General features: G+C 71.8%; 31 protein-coding genes and 2 pseudogenes. 32 read left to right on the top strand and 1 reads right to left on the bottom strand.

Annotated elements, in window-relative coordinates; genetic code table 11:
* The first annotated feature begins 122 nt into the window (after window positions 1-122).
* From AOQ37_RS03355 to AOQ37_RS03255, 23 genes and pseudogenes are all read left to right on the top strand, one after another.
* A complete protein-coding gene (locus AOQ37_RS03355) occupies window positions 123-899 on the top strand; it encodes a hypothetical protein (RefSeq protein ID WP_199824920.1) in 777 nt (258 codons plus the stop codon).
* A gap of 38 nt (window positions 900-937) precedes the next feature.
* Window positions 938-1,138, top strand: a pseudogene (locus tag AOQ37_RS42060) (hypothetical protein); the annotation flags it as partial.
* Window positions 1,125-1,997, top strand: a complete 873-nt coding sequence (locus tag AOQ37_RS40275) for a hypothetical protein (protein WP_159401287.1) — start codon at window positions 1,125-1,127, stop codon at window positions 1,995-1,997. The pseudogene AOQ37_RS42060 and the gene AOQ37_RS40275, both read left to right, overlap by 14 nt.
* Window positions 1,994-2,671: a hypothetical protein gene (locus tag AOQ37_RS03350; RefSeq protein ID WP_234436776.1), complete on the top strand. Its 678-nt coding sequence runs from the start codon at window positions 1,994-1,996 to the stop codon at window positions 2,669-2,671. Before AOQ37_RS40275 ends, AOQ37_RS03350 begins: the two co-directional genes overlap by 4 nt.
* Before the next feature lie 48 nt (window positions 2,672-2,719).
* Window positions 2,720-3,229 (top strand): hypothetical protein, encoded by a 510-nt coding sequence (locus AOQ37_RS03345; protein ID WP_062640893.1) that lies wholly within the window; start codon window positions 2,720-2,722, stop codon window positions 3,227-3,229.
* 7 nt (window positions 3,230-3,236) lie between these two features.
* The gene (locus AOQ37_RS03340) at window positions 3,237-4,331 is read left to right on the top strand and encodes a DUF8094 domain-containing protein (protein WP_510185324.1); all 1,095 of its coding nucleotides are present in this window, start codon (window positions 3,237-3,239) and stop codon (window positions 4,329-4,331) included.
* Between the two features lie 99 nt (window positions 4,332-4,430).
* Window positions 4,431-5,001 (top strand): annotated as a pseudogene (locus tag AOQ37_RS03335) (hypothetical protein).
* A 50-nt stretch (window positions 5,002-5,051) separates the two neighbouring features.
* The gene (locus tag AOQ37_RS03330) at window positions 5,052-5,795 is read left to right on the top strand and encodes a glycosyltransferase family 2 protein (protein WP_078889958.1); all 744 of its coding nucleotides are present in this window, start codon (window positions 5,052-5,054) and stop codon (window positions 5,793-5,795) included.
* Window positions 5,788-6,894, top strand: coding sequence for a hypothetical protein (locus tag AOQ37_RS03325; protein ID WP_062640887.1), 1,107 nt, complete (start codon window positions 5,788-5,790; stop codon window positions 6,892-6,894). Before AOQ37_RS03330 ends, AOQ37_RS03325 begins: the two co-directional genes overlap by 8 nt.
* A 38-nt stretch (window positions 6,895-6,932) precedes the next feature.
* Window positions 6,933-7,391 (top strand): hypothetical protein, encoded by a 459-nt coding sequence (locus AOQ37_RS03320; RefSeq protein ID WP_062640885.1) that lies wholly within the window; start codon window positions 6,933-6,935, stop codon window positions 7,389-7,391.
* A complete protein-coding gene (locus AOQ37_RS03315; RefSeq protein WP_107085082.1) occupies window positions 7,388-8,578 on the top strand; it encodes a hypothetical protein in 1,191 nt (396 codons plus the stop codon). The genes AOQ37_RS03320 and AOQ37_RS03315 overlap by 4 nt, the downstream gene beginning before the upstream one ends.
* Before the next feature lie 18 nt (window positions 8,579-8,596).
* Window positions 8,597-9,865, top strand: a complete 1,269-nt coding sequence (locus AOQ37_RS03310) for an MFS transporter (RefSeq protein WP_062640883.1) — start codon at window positions 8,597-8,599, stop codon at window positions 9,863-9,865.
* A gap of 49 nt (window positions 9,866-9,914) precedes the next feature.
* Window positions 9,915-10,412 carry a hypothetical protein gene (locus tag AOQ37_RS03305; RefSeq protein ID WP_062640881.1) on the top strand — a complete coding sequence of 166 codons (498 nt, stop codon included), beginning with the start codon at window positions 9,915-9,917 and terminating at the stop codon, window positions 10,410-10,412.
* A gap of 100 nt (window positions 10,413-10,512) precedes the next feature.
* A complete protein-coding gene (locus AOQ37_RS03300; RefSeq protein ID WP_062640879.1) occupies window positions 10,513-10,938 on the top strand; it encodes a hypothetical protein in 426 nt (141 codons plus the stop codon).
* Window positions 10,935-11,780 (top strand): hypothetical protein, encoded by an 846-nt coding sequence (locus AOQ37_RS03295; protein ID WP_062640877.1) that lies wholly within the window; start codon window positions 10,935-10,937, stop codon window positions 11,778-11,780. The genes AOQ37_RS03300 and AOQ37_RS03295 overlap by 4 nt, the downstream gene beginning before the upstream one ends.
* A 13-nt stretch (window positions 11,781-11,793) precedes the next feature.
* Window positions 11,794-12,489, top strand: coding sequence for a hypothetical protein (locus tag AOQ37_RS40745; protein ID WP_062640875.1), 696 nt, complete (start codon window positions 11,794-11,796; stop codon window positions 12,487-12,489).
* 23 nt (window positions 12,490-12,512) lie between these two features.
* On the top strand, window positions 12,513-13,271 hold the full coding sequence (locus AOQ37_RS03285) for a hypothetical protein (RefSeq protein WP_062640874.1): 759 nt from the start codon (window positions 12,513-12,515) through the stop codon (window positions 13,269-13,271).
* On the top strand, window positions 13,268-13,915 hold the full coding sequence (locus AOQ37_RS03280) for a hypothetical protein (RefSeq protein ID WP_062640872.1): 648 nt from the start codon (window positions 13,268-13,270) through the stop codon (window positions 13,913-13,915). Before AOQ37_RS03285 ends, AOQ37_RS03280 begins: the two co-directional genes overlap by 4 nt.
* A gap of 196 nt (window positions 13,916-14,111) precedes the next feature.
* Window positions 14,112-14,339, top strand: coding sequence for a hypothetical protein (locus tag AOQ37_RS41045; protein WP_234436775.1), 228 nt, complete (start codon window positions 14,112-14,114; stop codon window positions 14,337-14,339).
* A gap of 276 nt (window positions 14,340-14,615) precedes the next feature.
* Window positions 14,616-14,999, top strand: coding sequence for a hypothetical protein (locus AOQ37_RS03270; protein WP_062640868.1), 384 nt, complete (start codon window positions 14,616-14,618; stop codon window positions 14,997-14,999).
* Window positions 14,996-15,799 carry an SPDY domain-containing protein gene (locus tag AOQ37_RS03265; RefSeq protein ID WP_062640867.1) on the top strand — a complete coding sequence of 268 codons (804 nt, stop codon included), beginning with the start codon at window positions 14,996-14,998 and terminating at the stop codon, window positions 15,797-15,799. The genes AOQ37_RS03270 and AOQ37_RS03265 overlap by 4 nt, the downstream gene beginning before the upstream one ends.
* 25 nt (window positions 15,800-15,824) lie before the next feature.
* Window positions 15,825-16,181, top strand: coding sequence for a hypothetical protein (locus tag AOQ37_RS03260; RefSeq protein WP_062640864.1), 357 nt, complete (start codon window positions 15,825-15,827; stop codon window positions 16,179-16,181).
* Complete coding sequence (locus AOQ37_RS03255) at window positions 16,172-16,993, top strand: SPDY domain-containing protein (protein WP_062640862.1); 822 nt, start codon at window positions 16,172-16,174, stop codon at window positions 16,991-16,993. The genes AOQ37_RS03260 and AOQ37_RS03255 overlap by 10 nt, the downstream gene beginning before the upstream one ends.
* On the opposite strand, the gene AOQ37_RS40740 is transcribed toward AOQ37_RS03255, so the two are convergent.
* Window positions 16,962-17,153 (bottom strand): hypothetical protein, encoded by a 192-nt coding sequence (locus tag AOQ37_RS40740; protein ID WP_199824931.1) that lies wholly within the window; start codon window positions 17,151-17,153, stop codon window positions 16,962-16,964. The two genes, AOQ37_RS03255 and AOQ37_RS40740, sit on opposite strands and share 32 nt — an antisense overlap.
* Window positions 17,154-17,162: 9 nt before the next feature.
* On the opposite strand from AOQ37_RS40740, the gene AOQ37_RS03250 reads away from it, so the two are divergent.
* The 9 genes from AOQ37_RS03250 (at window position 17,163) to AOQ37_RS03210 (ending at window position 24,401) form a co-directional block, all read left to right on the top strand.
* Entirely contained in the window at window positions 17,163-17,579 is a 417-nt protein-coding gene (locus tag AOQ37_RS03250; protein WP_234436774.1) for a hypothetical protein, read from the top strand.
* Window positions 17,580-17,655: 76 nt separating this feature from the next.
* Window positions 17,656-18,357, top strand: a complete 702-nt coding sequence (locus tag AOQ37_RS03245; protein WP_306305204.1) for an SPDY domain-containing protein — start codon at window positions 17,656-17,658, stop codon at window positions 18,355-18,357.
* Window positions 18,358-18,389: 32 nt separating this feature from the next.
* A complete protein-coding gene (locus AOQ37_RS03240) occupies window positions 18,390-20,186 on the top strand; it encodes a type IV secretory system conjugative DNA transfer family protein (protein WP_062640861.1) in 1,797 nt (598 codons plus the stop codon).
* Window positions 20,187-20,293: 107 nt separating this feature from the next.
* Window positions 20,294-20,839: a hypothetical protein gene (locus AOQ37_RS03235; protein ID WP_234436773.1), complete on the top strand. Its 546-nt coding sequence runs from the start codon at window positions 20,294-20,296 to the stop codon at window positions 20,837-20,839.
* A 32-nt stretch (window positions 20,840-20,871) separates the two neighbouring features.
* Complete coding sequence (locus AOQ37_RS03230) at window positions 20,872-21,735, top strand: hypothetical protein (RefSeq protein WP_062640859.1); 864 nt, start codon at window positions 20,872-20,874, stop codon at window positions 21,733-21,735.
* On the top strand, window positions 21,732-22,034 hold the full coding sequence (locus tag AOQ37_RS03225) for a hypothetical protein (RefSeq protein WP_062640856.1): 303 nt from the start codon (window positions 21,732-21,734) through the stop codon (window positions 22,032-22,034). The genes AOQ37_RS03230 and AOQ37_RS03225 overlap by 4 nt, the downstream gene beginning before the upstream one ends.
* Before the next feature lie 113 nt (window positions 22,035-22,147).
* Window positions 22,148-23,086, top strand: a complete 939-nt coding sequence (locus AOQ37_RS03220) for an SPDY domain-containing protein (protein ID WP_062640855.1) — start codon at window positions 22,148-22,150, stop codon at window positions 23,084-23,086.
* Window positions 23,087-23,088: 2 nt separating this feature from the next.
* Window positions 23,089-23,289 carry a hypothetical protein gene (locus tag AOQ37_RS03215; protein WP_062640852.1) on the top strand — a complete coding sequence of 67 codons (201 nt, stop codon included), beginning with the start codon at window positions 23,089-23,091 and terminating at the stop codon, window positions 23,287-23,289.
* Window positions 23,290-23,438: 149 nt separating this feature from the next.
* Complete coding sequence (locus AOQ37_RS03210) at window positions 23,439-24,401, top strand: alpha/beta fold hydrolase (protein WP_078889956.1); 963 nt, start codon at window positions 23,439-23,441, stop codon at window positions 24,399-24,401.
* Window positions 24,402-24,406 lie beyond the last annotated feature (5 nt).

The following is a 24,406-nucleotide window of genomic DNA, read 5'->3' as shown; positions in this document are numbered from 1 at the left end:
GGGCCCGACTTCGTGGCCTCCCTCCTGGCCGGGGGTGGCCCGGATGACGGTCCGCGTCACTGCCGGGGAGGTGCACGCTGCGCTACCTCGGCACTCCCTCGGGGCCTGAGATACGGGCCGCGATGAGCGCCGGGCGCATCGGCTGCATGACCACCCCCGCGCAAGGCAGCCGGATCCCCGAGGGCGCGCTGTATGCCTGTGACAACTCCAAGTTCGGCAGCGACGGCAAGGGCCGCTACTGGCCCGGCGCCGAAGCGTGGTTCGCCTGGCTGTACCGGACCGTTGAACGGTACGGGCCGGATCGCTGCCTGTGGGCGCTCGCCCCGGACCAGCCGTTCGACGCCGCCGGCACCCTCGCCGAGTCCCTGCCGTGGCTGGCCCGCATCCGCGAACTGGGCACCCCCGCGGCCTACGCGGCCCAGGACGGCTGCGATGCACCCGGGCTGCTGCCGTGGGACAGCTTCGACGTCCTGTTCCTGGCCGGATCGACCGAGTGGAAACTCGGGCCCGTCGCCGAACGGCTGGCCCGCGAGGCGAAGGCCCGCGGCAAGGGCGTGCACATGGGCCGCGTCAACTCCCGGACACGTCTGGGGATAGCCGAGTGGTTCGGCTGCGACAGCGCCGACGGCACCTACCTCGCGTACGGGCCCGACAAGAACCTGCCCAAGCTCCTCAACTGGCTCGCGGAACTCGACGGCCGCCCGTCTCTCGTCGGCGGCACACAACCCTTCGCCGTCCCCGACACACCGTCGACGGCTCCGCCCCCGCGGGCAGACCTCCGACGACGCCTGCCAGGTCAGGAGGCTGCCATGAGAGCGAAGAAACACCCGCCCACGGCGACAAGCGATGCAGCCCCCGCATTCCCGACATCACGGGGTCCACGTGCCAGAACCCGCTGAACAGCCGAAGGCCGCACAGGGTTGCAGCAGCTGTCCTCGAACTGCGCGGCGCCTCCGAGCCCCTCGGACTGCTCGACCACACCGGCCACGTCCCCGCCCCCTGCCCGTGCGCACGTCGCGGACGCGGACTATGGCGGGTCGCCGGCCGGAGCTTCATCGTCCACCATCAACTCCACCCGCACGGGCTGGCGTTGTTCGACACTGACGGCCCTACAGAAAAGCCCTATGCCCTCTATTAGCCTCGGCGATCACGACCAGATCGGGGTCATCGCCCTCACCAGCAACGATGCCCCCGCGGCGGCCCACACGCTGCTTACCGACCACGGCTTCTGGCGTCCACGAGGCGTCTTCGGCTACATCCTGATCCACGACAGGTACGACCACGACGTTCCGGCCCGGCTCGAGCGGTTCCTTGCCGCTGCCGCCCGGCAGGGTATCGGCGTGGAATACCACTTGCCCCGCATCCTCCCAAACGCCGGCTCTTTCGCCGCGGGGAAGCGCGTCGAGGAACTATGGCGCGATAACCAGGAACGGGAGTACCGCCGTTCACAGCGCCAGGCCGCAAGGATCGTCACCTCCGGCAGCGATCTGGAATCCCTTGCCCATGGTCTGTCTCGCCGCCTGCCCGGCGAATGGACGTTCCACGTAACCGACTTCGTCGATCCGGGCAGCCAGCTCGACTTCTTCGACGAGCTGTGGGACAACGCGTGCCTGGCCAGCGCCTGGATGCAATTCCGCGTTCCTCGCGCCGCGATTCTCACCGGCCCCAGCCGCCTTGAGCTCGTCGTGATCGACCGCCCGCTGCACCGCGAACAGGTCCTCGTCGGCGTGCTGTCCCTGCACGGCATCACCCACGACTACTTCGGCGACGACAACGCCCCGCACGCGATCGCGGTCCCCTCCGAGGCGGTCCGCGCCGCATACACGGTCACCCGCCGGCTCCTGCCCCGCTACCGCCAGACCGCCCGCCGCCTTAGGAACCCATGCCCGCATCCCGCACCGACCGGTCCTCCTTCGCAACCGCCCTCGCCCAGCACCTGCCTGAACGGTGGTACCGCAAGTACGAAGGCTTCCCTCCTCCCAAGAACCAACGGTTGATCGCCGACCGCGTGTGGGACTGCGGTCCCGCCAATTCGGCCGTCCAGGACTTCCCCGACGCCCCCATCCCGCTCCTCGAAGGGCCCGACGGCGCACAGCTGTGTGTCATCGAACAACCCCGCTACCCCGGCCAGTACCTGGTCGCCCCGCTGGAGCCCGAGGGCTTCAAGCCACACCACTTCCGCATGGTGGACGAGCCGAACGGCATCGCCGTCCCCAACGATCCGGTCCGAGCCGCCGCCGCGGTCACTCGCCGCGTGCTGCCCCGCTACCAGCAGGCCATGGACGCGGTCCGTCACAACGCCCGCACCCAGCCCGAGCCCCCGCACCGGTCGCCCGCACCGGAGGTCGCCCAGACCCTCACGCTGATCTGGTACCCCGACGGGGTCGTGGGCGCACCGTATAAGTCGGTACCGGAAGACGCCCGCACGGTGCTGTACGGCTGCTACTTCCAGTACCGCCCGCACGAGTCGGCCTTCGTCCTCCCCGCCTCCTACAGCACCAGCGACCGCGCCCTGCTCATCCAAAGCGCCGTCCGGCTGCTCACCGCCCAGGGCATCGGCGTCAACTTCCGCCACGCCGCCCCCGCCTCCGCGGGCCCACCGACCCGCCCGCCCACAGCGGCGCCCGGCACACAGCCGACGGCGGGCACGCCGTCCTCAGCACGGCGGTAGACGCCCCCACTCATCCCGGAGTTGCCGCTGTCCGATCCTGACCAGCGGATGCTGCTGCACGACGTGGCCGACCGGCTCAACACCGTGGCCGACCACCTCCCGCTCCCTGACCAGATCCAACCGGACCCGGCTTTGAGCGAGATCCTGGACGACGAAGTCCGCCACCTGGCCCGGCTGCTGGCCTGCCTCGTCGGCGAGACCGCCTTCCGCCACCGGGCCGCCACCCGCTACCCGACCCGCGTCACGGCCACCCACCGCCGCACGACGCTCGCTCTCGCCCGAGCGGCCGAGCCCACCGGTGCCGCGCTCGCCGCCCTCGGAGCCGCTGTCCACTACCTCGGCCTCCACGTCGACCTCACCCACCAAGCGCCTGGTCCCGCCCGCACCCCGGCCATCGCCTCCGCACACCAGGGTCTCGTGGACCGGATCGGTGAGAGCCGCACCTGCCTCGCCCGCGCCGCGAAGCACCTGCGTGCCGCCGCCGATACCCGGGCGACACCGGCCGTGACCGCGCCGTCCCCGCCGACGGCATCCGCCACCGCATCCCGTACCCGCTAACCCGTCTATTTTCCCGGAGCTCCCGATTCCCCTGCAAACGTCCGCCCGCCGCACCGCCCTCCTGCTAACCGCCGTATCCGTCGCGCTGACCGCGTCCGCCTGCGCCACCTCCGACACCACCGACGCCGACACCACAGCTACAGCCACGGCCACTCGCAGCGCCTCCCCCACGCCGACCGCCGAGCCGGCGCTGACGAAGCAGCAGGCCCTCGCCCAGATCTCCCACTACTCCAAGATCAACAATCAGGCCAACGCCGACCGGAACCGCGCCCTGCTCGACACGGTCGAGGACGGCCCGCTGTACGCGATGTCCGTCTCGGACTACACCGAGACCGAGGGGCTCCCCGCGTCGGATCGCGAGCCGTACAAGCCGTGGTCCTACGACTCGGCCATGGCCAAGCTGTACATCCCGCGCCTGGGAGCCGGACAGGAGCGCTGGTTCGCCGCCGCGCTCTCGGACCAGAAGGGCAAGGCACCCTCGCGTCTGGCAGTGTTCGCCGAACGCCCCCAGCACAAGCGCGGGGAGATGGTCTCCGTCGTCGACCTCGACAGCCAGAAACTGCCGGACATCGCCCTCGACCGGGATGGGTACGCGACGGCCGTCGCCGCCGACGGCAACAAGCAGCTGGCAGCCGGTGCCAACCTCCTACGCACCGGCGTGCTCGACAACTTCACCACCGGAGGCGCGAACACCGGGACGAAGGTCTTCGCCCCGACCAAGGCGAGCAAGCGGCAGATCGAGGTCCACGACAAAACCGGCACACGCTACGGGAACCAGGGCACCACCGCCTTCGCCGGCGCCGCCAACCGTTACAAGGACGCCTACGCCCTCAAAACCACCGACGGCGGCGCGTTGATCCTCTTCTCCCACACGCACACCCAGACCGACGCCGTCGCGCACTCCGGCCTGCAGATCAACCCCGGTAAGGACGACCGGGCCTGGCTCCACGACGTGCCCCGCACCTCCATCACGTACACGTTCGTATGCAACGACGCCGCCACCGTCCCCGCGAAGGCCGAGCCGTCCCGCCTGATCGGCTACGCCTGCGCCCGCACCGACGCCTCCGGCCCCCCGGTCGCCTCCTGGTCGGACCGCGCGTAGACGTGTCCCCTCCCAGGCGCCGCACGCCACCTTGATGGCCGCCGAACGTCCCCCTCTCCCTTGCTCAATCTGGAGAACTCCCTGTCCACACGTTCCTTCATTGCCCGCCCCACCGTCGGAACGGGGTACAGCGGCATCCACGTACAGCTCGACGGCGTACCCAGTCACCATCTCCCGCTGCTCCTGGCCGCCTACCAGTACAAGTTCGAACGCGACGAGGAGGCCATGTCCCGGCACCTCATCGACGACGTCGCCGTCGGCTGGGACGAGCTGGGCACCGATCTCCTCGACGGTGCCCCGCCCGCGCTCGTAGCCGCGCTGACCGGCGGCGAGCAGTGGCCCAGCCGTACCCTCGACCACCTGATCACCCCGGACGGCTCCCCGCCGGTGCGCATGTCGGTCACCGACGAGACCGCCGACGAGTAGGACATGCAGTGGGGCTACGTCCTGCAAGGCGGGCATCGAGGTGATCAGCCTCCTCCATGAGGACATCGGCCCCGTCGTGGACTGGACCACCGACCCGCGCACCGCCTTCAACGACCACCCGGCGGCCTGGTCCTCCCTCGACCCCGCACCGGCTATCCGGGTATCGCGCAGCACGCCGCCCCCGGGCGCACCCGCCGCAGCCCCGGCGACGGCCGGCACCCCACACCCCGTCACGCGCCGCTAGTTTCCCCTCTCGTCTCCCCGGAGCCTTCCCTGCCCCCGCACACCACGCCCCTGATCACCGTCGTCATCGCCAGCCGCCTGCGCGAAGACCGGCTCGACTACCTGACCACCATGCACGCCAGCCTCACCCGGCAGTCCGTGCCGTGGGAGGCCGTGATCGCGCTCGACGGGGCCTCACCTGATCGCCTGCCGGCCCCGCTCGCGCAGGATTCCCGCGTCCGCACGCTGGTGCTGCCCCGTCCGGTCGGCGCCGCCTGCGCCCGAAATCTGGCCCTCGCCCACGTCCGCACCCGGTACACCAACTGGGCTGATGACGATGACGAGTTCACCGACGACGCCATGTCCGTGCGGCTGAACGCCCTGGAGTCCACCGGGGTCGGCTGGTGTGCGGGATGGAGCGAAGACCAGCACCCCGACGGCTCGACCACCCTGTGGCGATGTCCCACACCGCCCGGCCGCCACGAGGCCGGCGACGTGTGGACGTACTGGAAGTCGCCGGCGGACACCATCCCCATCGGGCCGACCACGATCCTCGCCCGCACCGACCTCGTGCGCGCCGCTCCGATGGGCGGCCTCGTCCAGGGCGAGGACTACTGCGCGGCCCTCGGCGTGACCGCCCTCGCGCCCGGAATCCTGCTACCGGTCCCCGTGTACAGGTATCGCAAATGGGACGGGCAGATGACGGCCCAGACCGGATACGACCAGCTGGAGGCGGCGGCCCGGGAGCACGCTTGGGCCTACGGGCGCAGCCTGCGCTCCGTCGTGCGCCGCGGTGAGGACCTGGTCCATGGCTGAGGCGCAGATCATCCTGTCGCACAGCCGGGAGTCCGGGATCGTCGCCATCGCCTCGGGCGAGCAGTACCCGTGGGCGCACACCGCCCTCGCGGAGAGCGGATTCCGGCGGGACGACGAGGGCGTCTACCACCTGCCTGCGGACGGCACCGGGACCACCGTGGTCGACCTGGTCACGTGTGCGAAACGGCACCGCACCAGCGTGCATACGAGCAGCTGGCGCTTCATCGGCGATGTGGCCCGCGACCTCGCGCGCCACCTGCCCGGCCAGTGGCACGCCTCGGTCGAGATCTACTCGCATCCCGCCTGGCAGGAAGACCTGGTGCCCTGGATCTGGGACAGCGGCGAACTCGGCCGTGCCCTCCAGAGCGAGCGGATTCCCTACGCCGCCACGCTCACCGACATGGTGCAAGGCACCATGCTGCTGTTCGTCGAGCGCCCCGGCCGTCAACTCGACTATCTGGTCGGCGCCTTCGCTCCGGAAGGGCTCGAAGAGGGCTACGGCGATCCCCACGCTCCGCGCAGTGTCGTCGTGCCCCCGTTCGCCGACCGGGCGGCCCAGGCCGTCGCCGACCGGTACCTGCCCTCCTACGAGCAGGCCGTCCACGCCCGCCGGACCGCAGCCATCGCCGCCGTACTCAGCGGCATCCGCTCCGAGCACGACACCTGGCAGACCATGGTCGCCTCCGGCCGCTACAGCGACGCCACCCCGCTGAGCGCCGCCGCCCTCGGCTCCGCGACCGAGGAGTTCCTCGACCACGCCTGGCGCCGTTTCCTCACCGTCGTCGACCACGCCCCGACACTGATCGACCGGTGCCGTCCCGCCAGCAGCCCGTGGCCCGACGACGCCGCGACGCTGTCCCGCCTGGCCGACGCCGTGATTGATGCCGAGACCCTGTTGGACGACGTCGTCCAGGGCAGCCCCCTCGCCCCGCAGGAGCGCCGTGCCCGCGCGTGGCCAGCCACCGAGACCTGGCTCACCGACGGCGAGATCTTCTTGCGCCAAGCCCGCGTGAGCGCACCCCACCGCCGACCGGCCCTCCCCGTCGCCGCGCCGGTCCGCCCCCTCGCTGCGGCCCGCCCCGCGCACCGCAGCCACTGAGAGCTCCACCCCGACAACGTGAGGAGAACCCCGCCCCCTTGCAACCCGGCACCCACTTCGTCTTCGGCGACCACGACACGCACGGCTTCGTCGCCTCCTCCACCGCCTCCATGTCCGCGCACCTCGCCCACTGGTACCTGGAACGCGAGCAGTTCGAGCCCGTTCCCGAAGAACCCGGGCTGTACCGGCTCAGCGAGCCCGAGCGCGACGGCCCCCGCCGCACCCGCCAGGCCGTCCACGATCTGCGCCGCCAGGGCTACACCGTGCAGGCCGACATTCGCCTCGACCCGTCCCTCTCCGCCGGCCCACCACGCCCGGTCCGGCCGAACGGGCTCCAGGAGCGCCGCAGCCGTCTCGCCCAAGCCGCCGCCGGCCGAACGACGCAGCGCGCCACACCGCCCACCACTTCCCCGCCCTCGGCCCGGCCGATCCCGCCGAAGCCCACCTACGCACCGACCGTCCACCTGACGGCCTCGGGCAGTGGACGGTCCCGATGACGCCCGCGAGCAATCCGACCCCGGACGGCTCCGTCCCGGTGACACCGGAACTCACGGACGGTGCACGCAACTTCCGGCTGCGGATGGCGGTCATCGACCGCGAGAGCGAGGTCGCGCTCGACATGACATGCGACCGCTACGGCCGCACCGTCCACGCAGACGCCGCGGCAGCCGCTCGCGCCCACCGCAACAGGGCGGCGGTGGAGGCGTACACCACACACCTCGCCCCGCACGCCGACACTCTGCTCGACGCCGCCCGCCGTGCGCTCGACGAACTGCCACCCGCCCGGCACCTGGCCGGGTGGCGGGCCGTGCTGGACGGCCTGGCCGCCTCCGCCGCCGAGATCCGCCGGGCCCTCGACCGGCCGGCCGCCCCCGGCTCCCCGGCCGAACGCGCTCAGCACTCGGCCCTGTGGCCTCACCTCACCGCCTGGGCGGATCACAGCTTCATCGCCAGCGACCTCGCCGACCAGAACAAAAACCACCACCACAAGGCCCCGCTGACCGACGAAGAACAGCAGATGTGGACCGAGATGGCCCAGGCCGCGCAGAGGCGAGGCGAGCTGGAACTGACCGAGTCGTGGTATGCCGCCGACGGGCAGCCGATCACCCTCGCCCACCTCATCGAGAACGATGACTCGACGCTGGTCGCGCTGCGAGGCGACCCGGACGCACCGGGCTGGCAGGTGATCGGGCACTACGCCCACGAATACGAGGCAGGAAAGGTGCTACCTGCCCCGGTCCCGCCTGGCGTGCTGCGCGCGGACGTCTCCTGGTTCAACCGCCCAGCGCCGGTCCCGGAGGTGTCGCTGCAGGAACTCATCCGCGACGTCGTCGAAGGCCAGACCGCAGGAGACGCCTCCGAGGCTCTCCTCGGCGCCGTCCAGCGCGGCTACAACGCGGGCCCGATGGTCCGTCTCCAGGAACTCCTGGAGACCAGCGGCCAGTTCGCCAGCGCGCTGGAGACCGCTCAGGGCCGCCAGATCGCCGCCCGTCTCTCGGCGCTGGGCCGGCAGATCGACTTCCTCACCCGCGAAGTCGAGGAGGCGGCCGAGGACCTCGGCGCGACCGTCGCCGTCCTGCCGCCGCACCGCACCCCCGTGCTGCGCGTCCGCCCGCGTCCGGCCGTGGATACCGCACCACCCACGCCGCCGCCCCGCGCCAGCACGCCCGCCCGCCACCGCTAAGCACCGACAAAGCACCCGTTGTCCCTGACCGCATCCCCGGCCCCGGCCCCGCGCATCTCCTACGGCGCGGTGCTGGGCAGCCCGTACGTCGCCCGCCTCCTCGTCGGCACCCTCACCGGCCGACTTCCCAACGGCATGGCGCCCGTCGCCATCCTTCTGTGGGCCACCGCGAGCGGCAGCAGCATCGCCTTCGGCGGGCTGCTCAGCGCCCTGTACGGGCTGTCCTCCGCGCTGGCCCAGCCGGTCAAGGGACGCCTCATGGACCGCCACGGCCAGAGCGCGGTGCACCTTCCGGCCGCCCTGCTCAACTCGGCCCTCCTGGTGGCTCTGCCCCTGGCCGGACCGTACGGCGGACCGGGCCTCGCCACGGCCATCGTCGTCGCCGGCGGCCTGACCACGCCTCCCCTGGAGGCCGGACTCCGGGCGCTGTGGCCGAGCGTGCTGCCAGACCCTCGGCTGCGGCACGCCGCGCTCGCGCTCGACACCGGCACGCAGGGCCTGCTGTACATCGTCGGCCCCCTGCTCGTGGCCGCGCTCGCCTCCGCGTACAACCCCGCCGTCGCGCTCGCCGTCACCGCAGCCCTCGGCCTGGCCGGCACCGCCGCGGTCGCCCTCGCTCCGCCGTCGCGACGCTGGCGACCCGAACCGTTCGTGGGGCAGGACACGGCCCCGGCTCGGCAGTTGGCCACCCCTGCCGCGTTGCTGCTGTTCGTCTCCCTCACCGGCATCGGGTTCGCGATCGGAGCCATGAATGTGTGGTCCATCTCCATGGCCGAGCACCACCACCAGGACATGCTCTCGGGCATCATCCCCGCCGCGTTCTCCACCGGCGCCTTCCTCGGCGGCCTCATCTACGGAAGCCGCACCTGGACCGGCACCACCACCAGGCGACTGATCATCGCCACAGCCGCCTTCCTGGCCGGGTGGCTCCCGCTCCTTGCCCTTCCGGCCCCGTATGCGGCCACCGCCGCGGTCACCGTGCCCGGTGCGTTCCTGACCATCGTGGTCGCCTGCGCCTACGTCACCACCGACGCCCTCACCCCCGCAGGCCGCACCAGCGAGGCGTACGCGTGGCTGATCCGCTCGATCGGCGCCTGGCAGTCCGTCGGCACCGCCGTCGCTGGACGCCTCGCCGAGCAGCCCCTGGCCAGCGCAGCGCTCCCCGCCGCCGGCGCGGCCTTCGCTCTCATCGTCCTTCTCGCCGCGCGCCGACGTCTCGGCCCCACCGGACAGCCGCCGCGCGGCCGGCACCGCCGCCCCCCCCGAGGCCGACACAAGACGCCCTGATCAGGGCGCAACCCCACTACTTACCAACCCCTTTTGAGGAGATCCATTTATGGCCGTCCGTACGCATTGGACCGTGGAGCACACCTGCTCCCACCAGGTAGTTCATGACCTGTCCGGCCGTCCTGCCGACAAACGGGCAGGGTTCGCCCGCTGGCTCTCGGCCAAGGACTGCTCCGACTGCTGGAAGGCGGCGCGCGACGCCGACACCGAGTCCAAGGAGGAGTGGCTCGCGGCCAAGCGCGCCGCGGAGCAGGAGGCTGCCGTCGCGTGGGCGAAGCAGTTCGACATGCCGCAGTTGGAAGGCCCGGCCAAGGCCCTGGACTGGGGCGAGCGCTCCCGCCACCAACTGATGACGGCCGCGCACACCGCGCTGGTCGTGGAAGGGACCTGGGACGAGGCGGACTGGGCGGAGCTGGAGGAGAAGGCCCGCGCCATCACCCGCGCCGGATGGTGGATTGACCAGCGCGACGCCGAAGGCACCGACGTGCTCGAACTCCTCGACGCTGCAGGCGAGAACGACCGCGGTACGGAGAACCCGTTCCGCTGACGGCGGGGGAACATAGCCGGGAAACGCCGGTTAGCCAAACCGGCGTTCCTCCGGACCATTGTTCCTCCCACCCCGCCACCGATTGCGTGGAAGGAACCGCATGTCCCAGCCCCCGCCCACTTCGGCCTTCGCGCCGACGCCCGACCCGCTCACCCCCGACCGGGACATCACCCACCAGCACTTCCAGGCCGGCGACACCGTCGTCGTCCTGAAGGGGGTGGCCGGCGGGGAACTGTGGGGCGACGCGATGCGCGTCGTCGCCCCGTCCTGGCACACCCCGACCGACGAGGACGGATGGCGGCTGCGTGATGCGACCGGCGGCGCCCAGTCCTACGTCACCGGCCACCCCCGCTACCTCGTGCACCTCTCGCGCCGCTGCCCGGACTGCCTGATCTACCTGCGGGCCATGGAAGACGCTCTCCTTCCGCGGTACGCCGACCGCAACGAGCTGATCGACTGCGGCTGGTACACCACCACCGCCCTCAACCAGTTGGTGCACATCGCCGACATCCGGGGCGGCCGGTGATCCCCGGCATCCACGAGCGGACCTACACGCCGCACGACCCGCTCGCCGAGGCACTCGGGCGTCCGGTCTCGCCGAACGAGGGCCTGACGGAGTACACGGTCGTCGCCCACTGGCCGGGCCTGGATTACTTCAGCCTGGACGACGAGCAGAGGACCTGGACGTCCGTCCAGTGGGCCGAGCACCTCGAAGATCCTTACCTGGAGCACCCGTTCGCCGCCAGCCCGGACGACGACCGGCGGGCGATCCTCCACCTCGACGTCCGACTTCACCCGGACGACCGGGAGCTGACCGGCCCCGAGTGGGCCGAAGCTGCCCACCGGCTCGCGCGGGCCGCCGGCATCGAGATTCCCGGCAAAGAGCACGGCTGCCGCTGGATCGCCGTTCACGCCCAGCCCGGACGCCTCGACCTGATCGCCAACCTGATCCACCTCGACGGTGCGTGGCACGCCCCGCCCACGGACATCCTCCGGCGCCTGTCGGACGAGGCGCGCCGCATCGAGCAGGACCTCCGCCTGATCCCCGTCCGCACCGGCCCCACGGCGCGGCTCTCCATCCGGCCGGCGCCCACGGCATCGGCCCAGCTGGCGATCGTCCTAACGCAGCTCGCCGATGAGCAAGTCGGTCCGCTGGCCACGGTCCGCGGACTCGTCGAGCACAGCGCGCACCGGATCGCCCGCCAGCCCGGCGGCGCCGGCAACGACGCGGCGCACCGTCTGGAGCTGATCGCCCGCCGCCTCCACGCCATCCAGCAGGACCTGGACAGTACCGCCGCGCAGCTGGTCCAGCCGCGGGTCGCCGCCGTACCGCCCGCCGTCCGGCGCACCGCCCATCGATCGCCGTAGGAGAAACGTCTCTTTGCCTCTTGCCGACCGTTTCCTGGACATCTGCCGTGACCCGCACTCCGACGAACTCCTCGCCCGCGGCGGGGACTCCGAGGCGCACAGCGTCCTGCAGCGCGCGGGTTTCATCGCCGTCGTCCGCGTCCACGAGACCTACCACCGCGCCCCCACCTGCCTCACCAAGGACGACGAGTCCGATCTCGCCACCGACGCCGTCGCCCGCCTCCGGGCCGCCGGATACCACGTCGACTGCGACACAGACTTCGACACCGACTGCCGCCCGGCCAGTTACCTGCCGCTGGGCTCCTCCGTCGCCCACCTCGCCGAGCGAATACGCGAAGCCACCACCACGGAAGAGGCGGCCGACGCACTGATCGAGTTGACCGCCGCCCACGACGGCATCCTCGCCGCTCTGGGCGATGTCCTCACCGCCACCGCCGACTTCCACGACGGACTCGGCCAAGCGGCCGACCCCTACATCGCCCGGCGGCTGCGCTACCTCGCCGACGAGCACCTCCACATCATCCGCACCGACCTCGCCGACACCCGCAACGCTCTCGCCGACCGGCACGCCCCTCACCCCGGGCGCAGCACCTGCACCCAAGAGGTCCCCGCCACCGAACGCGAGCGCTCCGCCGTGTGCGCCTGCCCGCCCCCGCTGCGCACGCTCCCCACACCGCCGCCATCGGTAGCCGCCGGACTGCGCCGCTGACCCCCACCTCGCCCAAGGACACCATGCACGACCACGACACCTCCGAGCGCCTCGCCTCGTACGCCGACGTCCTCGCCGGCGAACTCCCCGACATCTGGACCAGCACTCACCTCCCGCCGGAGGACAAAGACGACCTCGCCGAACTGGCTGACCGCATCTGGGACCTGGACCTGGTCGCCGCCTCACTCGCCGAGCACCCGCTCCAGCAGGCAGCCGTCCTGAGCCGCCCCGACGGCGCCCAACTCGTCCTTCTCGACCGGCACGACGAACGCGACGGCTTCCTCATCGCCGCCGTCGCCCCGCGCGCCCTGCCCGACGAGGCGTACCGCGCCGTCCCCGAGCCCAACGGCATCGCCCTGGCGGACGACCCGTTCCTGAGCGCCGAGCACGTCGCCGGCGACCTGCTCGCCCGCTACGACAGCGCGCTCGCCCAGGTCCGGCACAACGCCCTGGGCGGCATCCAGCCCTCCCAGCCGGACCGGGTCGTCCTGACCTGGCAGCCAGACGGCAGCGTCGCCACCGCCCCCGTCGATGACCGTGCCGGCGCGATCCTCGTCTCCAACGGCTTTGTCCAGGACCCGCAGAGCGGCACCTACCGCCTCAGCGGCGGCGACACCAGGGCGCAGGCACGCGCCCTGCGCGAGATCGGCCCTCAGCTCGACGCCCTCGGCATCGGCACCGCCCTCCAGCACCCCGCAGGCCGGACCGCGCCCACCTCCGCCCCAGCCTCCATGCCGCCCTCCCCGGCAAGCAACCGTAATCCGACCGCCAGGGCTCGATGAAGCAGACGGAGCCCGAGTTCTGGGTGCTGGAGTACGTCACCATCACTAAGGACCCGCGTACCGACCTGGTCGTCGCCATCGGCGGCACCGAGAAGGCGGCGGACATCCTCCAGCGAACCGGCGGTTTTCTCTCCGTCCCCGGACCGCGCGGTGATTACCACCGACTTCCGCACGGCCTGCCGGTCGAGCAGCAGCGCCTGAAGGCGACCACCGCCTCGCATGCCCTGCTCGCCGCCGGTCACAGCGTCCACCTCGACCCCGCTCTGAACGCGCTGGCCACGCCGGACAGCGAACATGAAGCGGCCCTGCGCTACCTCGCCCAGCTCGCCGAGCGGGCCTCGGCCGCCAGGACCAGCAGTGCGGTGGCCGAGGTGCTGACCGAGATCGCGGCCCCGGTCAACGGGCTGCTGCCCCTCACCAGGGAAGTGGTCGTCCGGTGCTGGATCGCCGCCAGTGACCTCCAGCGGGCTGCCCCCGGCGGTGTCCCCGAACCCCTCGCACGGCTCGGGGACACCACCAGCTCCCTGAGCCAGGCCGCGCACGTGATCCTCCACGCCCGCAACCACGCCGCCCGCGCTCCGCAACCGGCGGCCCCCACACCGCCTCCGAGCAACGCCCAGCCCCCGGCCTCCCGCCGCCGTTGACCCCGGAGAGAAACACATCGCCAACCTGGCCGACGAATACGGCACGGACGTCGAGATCTACATCAAGGCCCTGACGACCACCATCCACGCCGACACCCCCACCGGCGCCCCCGCCAAACTCCACGGCCTGCTGGAACAGCTCGGCCTCGAACGCCACGAATACCCCACGGGCGCGCCGCTGTACATCTGGCACACCGTGCCCGAACACCTCGATGCCGACGAGCAGAAGCACCTGGCGACCCGCGCCATCCCCGCCCTGCTCCTGGCCGGGTACGAGGTCAACTGCACGCCCGACGTCTTCGACGAAGCCACCTACCGGCAGGCCGTACACGACGTCCGCACCCGTGCGGCCCGCCCTGCCGCGCAGCAGCCGGCACCGGCCAGCTCCCCCTCGCGCCCCGCTCCAGCCCGCCGCACCCCGTAAGGCCACCCGGGCGGCCCCGGCACCACGCCGGGGCCGACCACCGCACCGCCCGATCCCCGGAGAAACCTGTAGCAGCCCGCACACCCCCACCGATCAGCCACCGGCTCAAACCTCGACTCGCGACCGCGCTGTTCCGCCGCTACCTGCGCGCCTGCATCCCGACCGGCCCCGACCGCGCCTCCCCGCTCGCCAGCGCCCGCCCGGAGGCCGTCCTCGCCGAGACGCAGCGCGTCGGCCACCGCCACCACCACTGACCGTCCACCGACCCGGAGGAGCATGACCCACCCCGCCCCCTACCCGGTGAAACTGGCCGACGAGATCACCCGACAACTCGGCCAGCTCGCCGACCACCTCTCTCAACTTCCCCCGCCCCAGGCCGCGCAGGTCATCGCCCGCGTCCTAGACCCGGACGCCGGAGTCCTCGGCAGCATCACCCACCTCGTCGCCACCGGCAGCATGTTCGCCAAGGACCAGGCCGAACGAGGCGCTCTCCCCGCGGAGGTGTGGCTCGCCCTGGGCCGCGCCTCGAACGAACTGCACGACATCACCCTCGACCTGGACGAACACAAAGACACCCTCCGGCACGTCGGCACCCAGCCCGCCACCACCGCGCCGAAGCCCCCGGCACCCTCACCGCTCGTCGTCCGGCGGCACCGGTGAAGAAGAAGCAATGGCAGGGCTGGGGGCCAGGCGAACAGGCCGAGCAGCACTACCTCGTCCAGCCCCGCGCCCTCGCCGGCGGCGGCGACATCCGACACGTCTCGGAGTTCCTGCGCGCCTCGGGATGGCGGGACAAGTCCAAGGCGAACGGCCCTCTGCTCATGGAGAGCCCCGACCGCACCGTCCGTGTCGCCTACGACCCCAATGTCCTTCCCGGCGGGTGGACCATCCACGGCAGAGCGGACGGCCCCAACGGCGAGTGGACGGCGCACCTGGGCCGACAGACCCCGGTGGAGATCGTCGCCGGCCTGACCGACGCCCTCACCCGACCCCGCTCCGCCCACGCCCCCAACGTCTGGGCGCCCCTGCAGGAGCAGAACTGGCACACGCGTTTCGAGGGCGAGCACTACACCGCGACCAGCCCCGACGGCACCGCGTGGATGCAGTACCACCAGGGCGCCGACGGCTCGGCGATGTGGTGGACCGGAGCGAAGGACCAGAAGGGCAACGGATGGACGGCCAATTTCACGCCGAACACGCCGATGCACCTGGTCCAAGCCTTCTCAACCGAACTCGGCGGCCCCGATCCCGTGATGCGCCCTCGCGGACGCGTGCCGCTGAGCGCGCAGATCCGTACCTGGTCGGTCTCCGTCAAGCCCTCCCAGCTCAGTGCGTGGCAGCAGGCCCGGATCACGGCCGCCCGCGCCGCCACCTGGGCCCGCAACAGCGCCCGAAGCACACGGCCGCGCACCACCGCCCGTCCCTATATCCACGCCGGCGGCGCCCGGACCCGCCGCTGACCCGATGCCCGTCCCAAGGAGCCCGATGCCCGCACTCACCCCGGACACCATCCACACACTGAGCGAAACGCTGTCGGACCTCACCGACTACCTGCGCGAGAACCCTGACCCCGTGGAGGCCCTCGCCCTCGTCGAGCCCCTTCTCGACGAGTACACGGGCCTGCCCGTCCAACTCGCCGACACCCTGCGCGCCCTCGCCCGTGCCCTTCAGGACCACACGGACGTCCCGCGCACCGCGCAGGTCGACCTTCTGATCACCGAGTTGCGCACGGCCGCGTGGGAGCAGACCGACCAGCACACACTCCACTACGTCCTGGACGACCTCCGCGACCTGTACGGCAGTGCCGCCGCGAGCGAGCCGGGGTACTGCCGGTGCCGCTGAGCGAACGGCAGCTCGCCGCCTTCGCAGACAAGCACGCCGGGCGCATCCCGTTCGACACCAGCCCCCGCCACCTCGCCGGTCCCGGAGACGCCCGCCACGTCACCCACGGCCTGGCCACCGCCGGATGGAGCGCCGTCTCCGACCCCCTGAGTGCCGAGATCGTCCTGTGCAGCCCCGACCTGCGCCACCGCCTCCAGTTCGACCCGCAGTCCACCACCTCCGCGTGGTGGCGGCTGCGGGCGGAGCCCACCGACACCGAGCCCGGCTGGTACGCCGAGTTCGGCGAACTCGTGCCCGCCGAGGTCCTCGCCGGCTTCACGGACGCCCTCATCGTCCCGCCGCCACAGCAGCCGGACCCGTGGCAACCAGTGACCTCGGCGGGGTGGCACCGCGACGCAGACGGCACAGCGCGCTCGCCAGACTCCATGTGTCACATCGAACTGCGCCCGTTGAGCGAATTCCGCGACCGGCCGTCCTGGCACGTCGAGACCCGTGAGCCCGGCCACGGAGAGTTCCACGGCCCGCGCATCTGGCACGCCTACTTCGACGAGCACACCCCCGCCCACCTGGTCGGATCGTTCCTCACCGCACTGGCCGACCGTAGCCCTCTCCAGCGCGGCATGTACGACCGCACCGGCCACTACAGCGCCGTGCAGGAGCCCAGCCCACTGCGCCCACAGCAAGTGGTCGACGCCCACGCCACGCGCCTCAGGTCCCTCCGCGCGCAGGCACGCTCCGCCCGTCGGCAGCAGACGAAACCCGCGACGACCCCGGCGAACGTCAGCCCAGCCCAGCCGGCCGCTCGCCGCTGAACCGACAGGACTCCACCTCATCTCCACCGACCACCACGCACACCGCGACTTCCTCCGTCACCTCGACGATTATCTGAGCGACAGCAAGAAGATCCTCGACGCCTGGGATGCCTACTCCGACGAGCACACTGACCTCGACGGCTGGCCTTACGACGACCACGCCTACGGCATGCGCGCGAGCCAGCGCGACGCCGACACCCTCACGGCGTTCGAACCGCTCCGCTACGGCGCCCGTCACCTGCTGGCCACCGCCGAGACCCAGTTGGCCCAGTTGCCGGAGAACACGGTGCAGAGCCGCTGGGTCTACCAGTTGGGCGTCCTGCGCGACGCCCTCGACCGGCTCGACGAACTGCACGAGCAGTGGCTGGAGACCCGAGACGCCCTCCCCGCCACCGCCAGGCCCGGCACCGCCGACTTCGACGACGCCCTCGCCGAGCATCACGCCGAATCGTGGAGCTACCTCGATGACTGGGCCACTCACGGCAAGGCGCTCCGGGAGATCAACTCCGCTGCTCGGAAGGCCCGTTCGCCTCTGGCCCCCATACCGGTCCCCGCACCCGTCCGGCGGAGTGCGGCACGGAAGTGAGCATGCCCCCGACTGCCGAGACCGTCGAGGTCGACTTCATCGCACCGCGTCACCTCGCTGGCGGCGGTGATCCCGCCTGGATCACCGTTCCCCTCCACCGTGCCTGCGGCTGGAGTCACGGCAACGACCCCCTGAGCCGCGCGTCCTGCTCACCAGCCCCGATCAGAAGGCCCTCCTGCGCCTGGAGCCCGACCTTGACGGACAGTGGTGGACCTTGAGCCACGCTGCGGAGCCGGACAGGCCCGCCTGGTACGCGAGCTTCGGCGCACGTACCCCGGTCGAACTCATCGCCGCCGTCACCGACACCCTCACCGACCCCGCCTCGACAGCGAGCGCCCCGTCCGACCCGTACGAGCCGCTCCGGCAGATCGGTTGGTCACCGTACTGCGACGACGGCCTCGTATCGCCCGACAAGGCGGCGTACGTCGAGCGCCTGGGAACGCCGGATGATCCGGGAGCCTGGTTCGTCACCGTCACGCTCGGCCTGCATCAGAAGGTGTGGCAGGCCCGTTTCGGCGAGCACACTCCCGCGCGCCTGGTCACCGCGTTCACCGACGCGCTCGCCGATCCGGCCCCCGTAGCGCGCACCGACAGCGTGCACAGTCTGCCGACCCACGACCCGGACGTCGTCACCCGCCGGACCACAGACGTGCTCGCCGTACTTGTCGCAGGGGCGTTGGAAGAACGCGTCCACACTCTCGCTGCCCGGCGCACCGTCCCGCCGACCAAACCGATGCCCTCGGCGCCTCCGCCGGTCAAGAACGGCCGCAGCCGCTGATCCCTCCGTCCCCGCCCGGAAGCACGTAGCCCTTGCCCCCTTCCTCCTCCTCGAACAGTTCCACCGACGGTTACGACCTCGTTCTGCGCCTCCTCCTCGGCGTACTCGCGATCGTCGTCCCCCTCGCCCACTTCGCCTGGCTGTCGGGCAACATCACCGCCTACCTCACCGGAGCCGACTGGGCGCCGTACCAGCCGACCGCCGCCCTGCTCCACCCCGAGCAGGTCTGGCCCGGTACGGGAGAAACGTCCCTGCTGATCGGCGCCCGCATCGTGCCCGTCCTTCTGCTCCTGGCCCTCGGGGCGGCGGTCGGCGTCGTATGGGCCCGGCACAAGAGCCGCAGCGGCGGCCGGAAAAAGAAGATCACAGACATGGCCAAGGCCCGGGATATCGAGCCCTTGATGGCCAGGGCGATCACCGACAAGGCTCGCTCCCTGCGGCCGAGCCTGAAGGACGCCAAGCACATCGACGCGAAGGACACCGGCATCCTCCTGGGCAACCTGCAGGGCACCAAGCACGAGGTGCGCATGGGGTTCGAGGACGTCGCCGTCGCGATCATGGCGCCCCGCTCCGGCAAGACGACCTCGCTCGCGATCCCCTCCATCCTGCACGCCCCCGGACCGGTGCTGCTCACCAGCAACAAGGCCGCCGGCGATGCCTTCACCACGGCCTACGAAGCGCGGGCGAAGGCGGGACAGGTGTGGACCATGGACCCGCAGCAGATCGCCCATGCTGCCCGCGAGATGTGGTGGAACCCCCTGGCCAGCGCGACCACCCTGGACGGCGCAAACCGGCTGGCCGGCCACTTCCTCGCCGCGAGCGTCGATGCGTCCCAGCAGGGCGACTTCTGGTCCAAGGCCGGCAGCAACATCCTGTCCCAGCTGCTCCTGGCCGCGGCTCTCGACGAGCGGCCGATCACCGACATCATGCAGTGGCTCGCCTTCCCGGCCGACCGGACCCCGCTCGACATCCTCCGTGATCACGGTTTCGCCGCCGTCGCCGCCCAGCTCAAGGGCACCGTCGAGGGGCCGCCCGAGACCCGCGACGGCATCTACGAGACTGCCCGCCAGTACGCCGCCGCGCTGCTCAACTCCGAGATCGCGGCCTGGGTGACGCCGCAGAAGGACGTCCCCGAATTCCAGCCGGCGCAGTTCGTCACCTCCACCGACACGCTCTTCCTGCTCAGCAAAGACGGAGGCGGCGGCGCCTCCGCGCTGATCGCGGCGTGCGCGGACTCGGTGATGCGCGCCGCGACCGCCCAGGCCGAGCGCGCCGGCGGACGGCTCGACCCGCCCATGCTGGCGATCCTCGACGAGGCCGCCAACGTGTGCAAGATCAGCGACTTGCCGGATCTGTATTCGCACCTCGGGTCGCGCGGGATCATCCCGATCACGATCCTGCAGTCCTACCGCCAGGGCCAGAAGGTCTGGGGTGACGCCGGCATGGACGCCATGTGGTCCGCCTCGACCGTGAAGGTCATCGGCAGCGGTATCGACGACCCCGACTTCGCCGACAAGCTCAGCCGCTTGATCGGCGACCACGATGTCGAGACCACCTCGACCTCGCACTCGGAGTCCGGCAAGTCGACCTCCGTGTCGATGCGGCAGGAGCGGATCCTGCCCGCCGACGCCATCCGGGCCCTGCCCAAGGGCGCTGCGCTGTGCTTCGCCACCGGCATGCGCGCCGCGATGCTCGACCTGCGTCCCTGGTACCTGGAGCCCGGCGCTGACGAGCTGTCCGCCGCCTCCGCCCGCGCGTCGAAGGCCATCACCGCCCGCGCCGTCGCCAAGCACGCACCCCAGCAGGGCGACTACGGCACGGCCGCCTAACCGGGCTGCGCCACACCCCCGGATCGCGCTCACCGCACCACGACCCTCCGGAGCACCATGGCTCTCACCGACCACCACGACGTCTTCATCGGCTCGACCGGCGACGGATGTTCGTCGTCCTCAACCGCCCTCTCCGCAACGCCGCCCGCATCCTGACCGGGGCGGGATTCACCGCCCGCGAGCACCAGGGCCGCACCCTCTTCCTCCTCCCGCCCGAGACTGCCGAGGACGCGCACGAGCGCGCCGGCGTCGCGGCCTACGGGCTCATGGCCCACACCCTGGACCTCGTCGACCTGGCCTGGACCACGCGCCAGCACGGCGCAACCTCGTCACGCGAGCCCGACGTGACCATCCGCTTCTCCGACCACGCGGTCACCGCGACCGCGGCCACGGGCCAGGCCGACGCCGTCCTCGTCCAGCACGGCTTCATACCAGCGGGGGCGCAGCGACAGTACGCACTGCCGTCCGGACTCGGTGAGCGCGAGGCCCTCAGCGCTGTTGTCCGCGCCGAGGCCCACCTCTACGCCGACGGCATCAGCGTGCGCATCGACCTCGGCATCGCGGCCTGGCAGGACATCCCGCCGGCGCCATCCCGCCCCGGTGCCGCCCCCGCACCGCCGCGCACCACACAGGTCCAGCGGCGCAGCCGCTGACCACCGTCCGCTTTTCCCCGGAGCACTGCACCATGCGCCAGATCGACCTTCAAGCCGAGATCGCCCGACTGCGGCAACTCGGCAGCGACTTCGAGGACTTGCACAGCGAGATCCGCTCGCTCACCCTGACACCCGGCACCGACGCCCGTCAGCAGCTCACGGCGAAGATCGTGGACACGAACGAGCTGGTCCAACAGGCCATGTTCCGCCTCGCCGCCCTCGACGGCAGCCAGTACACCGCCGTACCCGGCAGCCGCCCGGCTCTGGAGTTGCTCGCCTCCGTCGTCTTGGCCGCCAGTCTCGCCGCAGCCGACTTGGCCTGCGCGCTGGAGGCCAACCCGCTGGAGGGCGCCCCGTTCCCCGGCCCGCCGGGCGCCTCGTTCCTCAGCTCGCCGGCCGATGAAGCAGCCGTGCGCACGGCGCGGCACGCGGAGGCCGTCCCCGCCATGGCGGAGCACCTCGCGAACGCCACCCACCATCTCGACCTGGCCTACACCGGCTGCTACTACCTCGCCAGCGGCATCACCCGGGACCTGAAGCAGCACGCCGAACAGAACCAGGCGACACCGGCGCCGAAGATCACGGACAGCCAGTACGCCGTCCTCGCCCGGCTGTCCGCAAGTGGCGGCACCCGTTACGTGATCAGCCGGTACGGCGTGCTCAAGGCCAGCGACAAGGACCGGGCCACCGTGAACGTCGCCACCCTCAACGCCCTGATCAAGCGAGGACTCGTCGCAGTGGACACCACGACATCCCTGCACCAGGGCCAGCGCCTCCACGTCACCGCCGAAGGCCAGCGTGGCCTCGCCCAGCACAAGCCCGCCACGACCCCCGCCCGAACAGCGGCCGTGACGCCTCCTGCGACCCAGCAGGCCACCGCAGGACGCACGCGATGACCGGCTTCGCCCCGACGGGCCGCGTCCTGGTCAGCCCCGTCTACCTGGCCGGCCCCGGCAACTCCACCATGCACCTGATCACCGCCACCGCCGACGCCTTCTCCCGCCCGGACCCCGCACGCCGCAGGCCGCGCGACCTCCCCGAGCGCCACCTGCCCTTTGTGACCATCCGGTCTGCGGCGGCCCGCACCCAAGCTCACGCTGCCGGCGCCACCGCCCGGCCATCGGCCAGCGCTGTACCCGTGGCCCGAACACCGGCGCACCTGCGCCTTGCCAACCCCACACGATCACGCCGCTGACCTTCCCGCCCGGCCTCGTCGGCACAGCCCAGGCCCGCCACCTGGGCCCTCGAATGCCGACACCTGGTGACGGTCCGAAGCGCTCCGTCTCTTCCCCACCACTGGACTCCCCTGTGCCCGAACCCCGCCCCGACCCCGGCCTGCGCCGCACGCAGCGGACCGGCCGTGACCGTAGCGATGACGATGTCCTCGTCGCCCCTGGCTACCTCGCCGGCAGTGCCTACTGCGGTGACGACGCCTTCGTCCCGCTGACCCATCACTACTGGCACGACATGAGTGACGAGATGGGCAACTTCTACGTCACGACCATGGGCAGCCAGCTCCGCATCGCCTACGTCCCAGAAGCATCCGAACTGATGCCGGACGCCACCGCGTTGTGGCAGATCCGCTGCCGCACGGATCTGCACGCCCCACCGACGTGGACCGCGGCCTTCACCGACGAGACCCCGCCCGAGATCGTCGCCGCCGTCACCGCCGCCCTGGACGCCGACGTCACCACGGGCCGATGGGACGACGAGCCCTACCGCGAGCGCGATGACCATCCGGAGATGGTGTGGGAGGTCCTGCGCGCCGCCCGCTGGCAGATCACCGTGGACGGCTGGCACATCACCGCGACCTCGCCCGACCTGCTGGCCCGCCTGGAATACCGCCCTCCCTCCTCGTTCGGCGGGCACACAGTGGCCCGGGACGAGGCGTGGCGCGCGAGGATCCTTGCCTCCCCGGATGCGCGGCGGGCGCTGTGGGAGGCCGATTTCCACAGCGCCACCCCCGCCCACCTGGTCACGGCCTTCGCCACGGCTCTGGCCGATCCGGCACCAATCTCCCGTGAACGCGCCTGCGTGCCGCGCGAATGCCACGCCCACCTGCGCCCGCTGAAGCCGGACGCCCCCGCGGCACCCCGGGCCGTGGCGGTGCCCACACCGCGAGACCTCGCCCGCGCCCGGGCGGCTCGCGGTCCTGCACTGGCGACCGTCAGCGTTCCGCGCTGGTCGACCACGACACGGCCGCCCGCCGCTGCTGCCCCCGCCGTCACGCAGGGCCCGCGCCGCTGAACATGTCCGCCGCCGGGATCCAGAGCGACACAACCGCCGAAGGCCACCGCGCGCTCGCCCGCCACCAGCCCAGCCGCAAGCGCCTCCTCGCCGCCTCCTACGGCAGCGGCACCACCCGGCCCTGGTACGAGCCGGCAACCGGCAGCGCCATCCCGTCCCGCCGCCCGAGCACGCCGCCGAAGGCCACAGCCGTACGGCGCTGACTGCCCGCGCCCCTTCGGGGTCGCCTCCCCGGTATCCGCCCACCCCCGTACGGCGGCAAGCGCAGTGCGGTGCCGAACGGCCGGTTCCACCGACCGCGCGGACGGCGAATGGCTGCCCCCTACTGATCCACCCTTTGGGAGTCCTACCTGTGCGCAACTCCCCTTCTGCCACCGAGGTGTTGTCGGTCTCCGCCGCGGACGGCACTCGCCTGTCCGTCTACCGCGACACCCCGGTGCGCCCGCGTCCCGCCGGCGCGACGGTCGTGCTGGTGCACGGCGCGTCCGTTACCGCAGACCTGTGGCGCGTCCACGCCCGGCACCTGACCGGCCTGGGCTTGACCGTCGTGCGCTACGACCAGCGCGCGCACGGTCACACCCCGCGCGGCCAGGCACGGCTGACGATCCGGCAGCTCGCCGACGACCTGCACCAGATCCTCACCAGCACCGTCCCCACCGGGCCGCTCGTGCTCGCCGGCCACTCCCTGGGCGCCCTCGTCCTGCAGGAACTCGCCGCCCTGCACCCCCAACACCAGGCCCGCGTACGGGGCATGGTGCTGCTGTCGGCCACCGCACGCGGGGCAAGCGTGCTGCCCGGCCGCAGCCCGCGTGCCCTGCTTCTGGCCGCCGGACGCAGCCTGTTCGCCCTGACCTGCACCCACGCGCCCCAGGCCGTGGACCTCCTGCGGCACCGGCTGCCCACCACACACCCCTACCACCTCGCGCCCCACCCCGGCCGGCCGGCCGACGGGCCACCGCCGTGCCGCCACGGCATCCGCCACACCCACACCCGCGATCTCGCCGACCTGTGGCAGCGCCTGCGCCGCTACCAGCCGCGCGACGCCACCGTGCTCAACCAGTTCGGCGACCGGCTGCTGCTGATGGCCGGCGCGGACGACCGGCACATCCCCGCCGCCCACACCAGGCAGCTGGCCGCCCAACTCCCTGCCGCCCGCCTGGAGATCCTCCCCCGCACCACGCACGCGCTGCCCATCCGCCACCCCGCGCTCATCAGCGACCGCATCGCCAGCCTCGCCGCCGACCCACGCCCCCACCCTCCTCACCCCCAGGACCGATCATTTCCGAACTCCCCGCCTTCCGGGCAATTTCACTAGGCGCC

It is taken from the genome of Streptomyces maremycinicus, assembly GCF_001184025.1.
Lineage (GTDB): Bacteria > Actinomycetota > Actinomycetes > Streptomycetales > Streptomycetaceae > Streptomyces > Streptomyces maremycinicus.
Note: the sequence above shows the minus strand (reverse complement) of the source record. Positions and strands in the feature narration are given on the sequence as shown.

Bases quoted from the DNA above. Each gene is read 5' to 3' on its own strand.
- AOQ37_RS03355 (WP_199824920.1), top strand. From the start codon at position 123: ATGAGCGCCGGGCGCATCGGCTGCATGACCACCCCCGCGCAAGGCAGC.
- AOQ37_RS40275 (WP_159401287.1), top strand. From the start codon at position 1,125: ATGCCCTCTATTAGCCTCGGCGATCACGACCAGATCGGGGTCATCGCC.
- AOQ37_RS03345 (WP_062640893.1), top strand. From the start codon at position 2,720: ATGCTGCTGCACGACGTGGCCGACCGGCTCAACACCGTGGCCGACCAC.
- AOQ37_RS03325 (WP_062640887.1), top strand. From the start codon at position 5,788: ATGGCTGAGGCGCAGATCATCCTGTCGCACAGCCGGGAGTCCGGGATC.
- AOQ37_RS03315 (WP_107085082.1), top strand. From the start codon at position 7,388: ATGACGCCCGCGAGCAATCCGACCCCGGACGGCTCCGTCCCGGTGACA.
- AOQ37_RS03305 (WP_062640881.1), top strand. From the start codon at position 9,915: ATGGCCGTCCGTACGCATTGGACCGTGGAGCACACCTGCTCCCACCAG.
- AOQ37_RS03300 (WP_062640879.1), top strand. From the start codon at position 10,513: ATGTCCCAGCCCCCGCCCACTTCGGCCTTCGCGCCGACGCCCGACCCG.
- AOQ37_RS03285 (WP_062640874.1), top strand. From the start codon at position 12,513: ATGCACGACCACGACACCTCCGAGCGCCTCGCCTCGTACGCCGACGTC.
- AOQ37_RS03280 (WP_062640872.1), top strand. From the start codon at position 13,268: ATGAAGCAGACGGAGCCCGAGTTCTGGGTGCTGGAGTACGTCACCATC.
- AOQ37_RS03270 (WP_062640868.1), top strand. From the start codon at position 14,616: ATGACCCACCCCGCCCCCTACCCGGTGAAACTGGCCGACGAGATCACC.
- AOQ37_RS03260 (WP_062640864.1), top strand. From the start codon at position 15,825: ATGCCCGCACTCACCCCGGACACCATCCACACACTGAGCGAAACGCTG.
- AOQ37_RS03250 (WP_234436774.1), top strand. From the start codon at position 17,163: ATGCGCGCGAGCCAGCGCGACGCCGACACCCTCACGGCGTTCGAACCG.
- AOQ37_RS03235 (WP_234436773.1), top strand. From the start codon at position 20,294: ATGTTCGTCGTCCTCAACCGCCCTCTCCGCAACGCCGCCCGCATCCTG.
- AOQ37_RS03230 (WP_062640859.1), top strand. From the start codon at position 20,872: ATGCGCCAGATCGACCTTCAAGCCGAGATCGCCCGACTGCGGCAACTC.
- AOQ37_RS03225 (WP_062640856.1), top strand. From the start codon at position 21,732: ATGACCGGCTTCGCCCCGACGGGCCGCGTCCTGGTCAGCCCCGTCTAC.
- AOQ37_RS03215 (WP_062640852.1), top strand. From the start codon at position 23,089: ATGTCCGCCGCCGGGATCCAGAGCGACACAACCGCCGAAGGCCACCGC.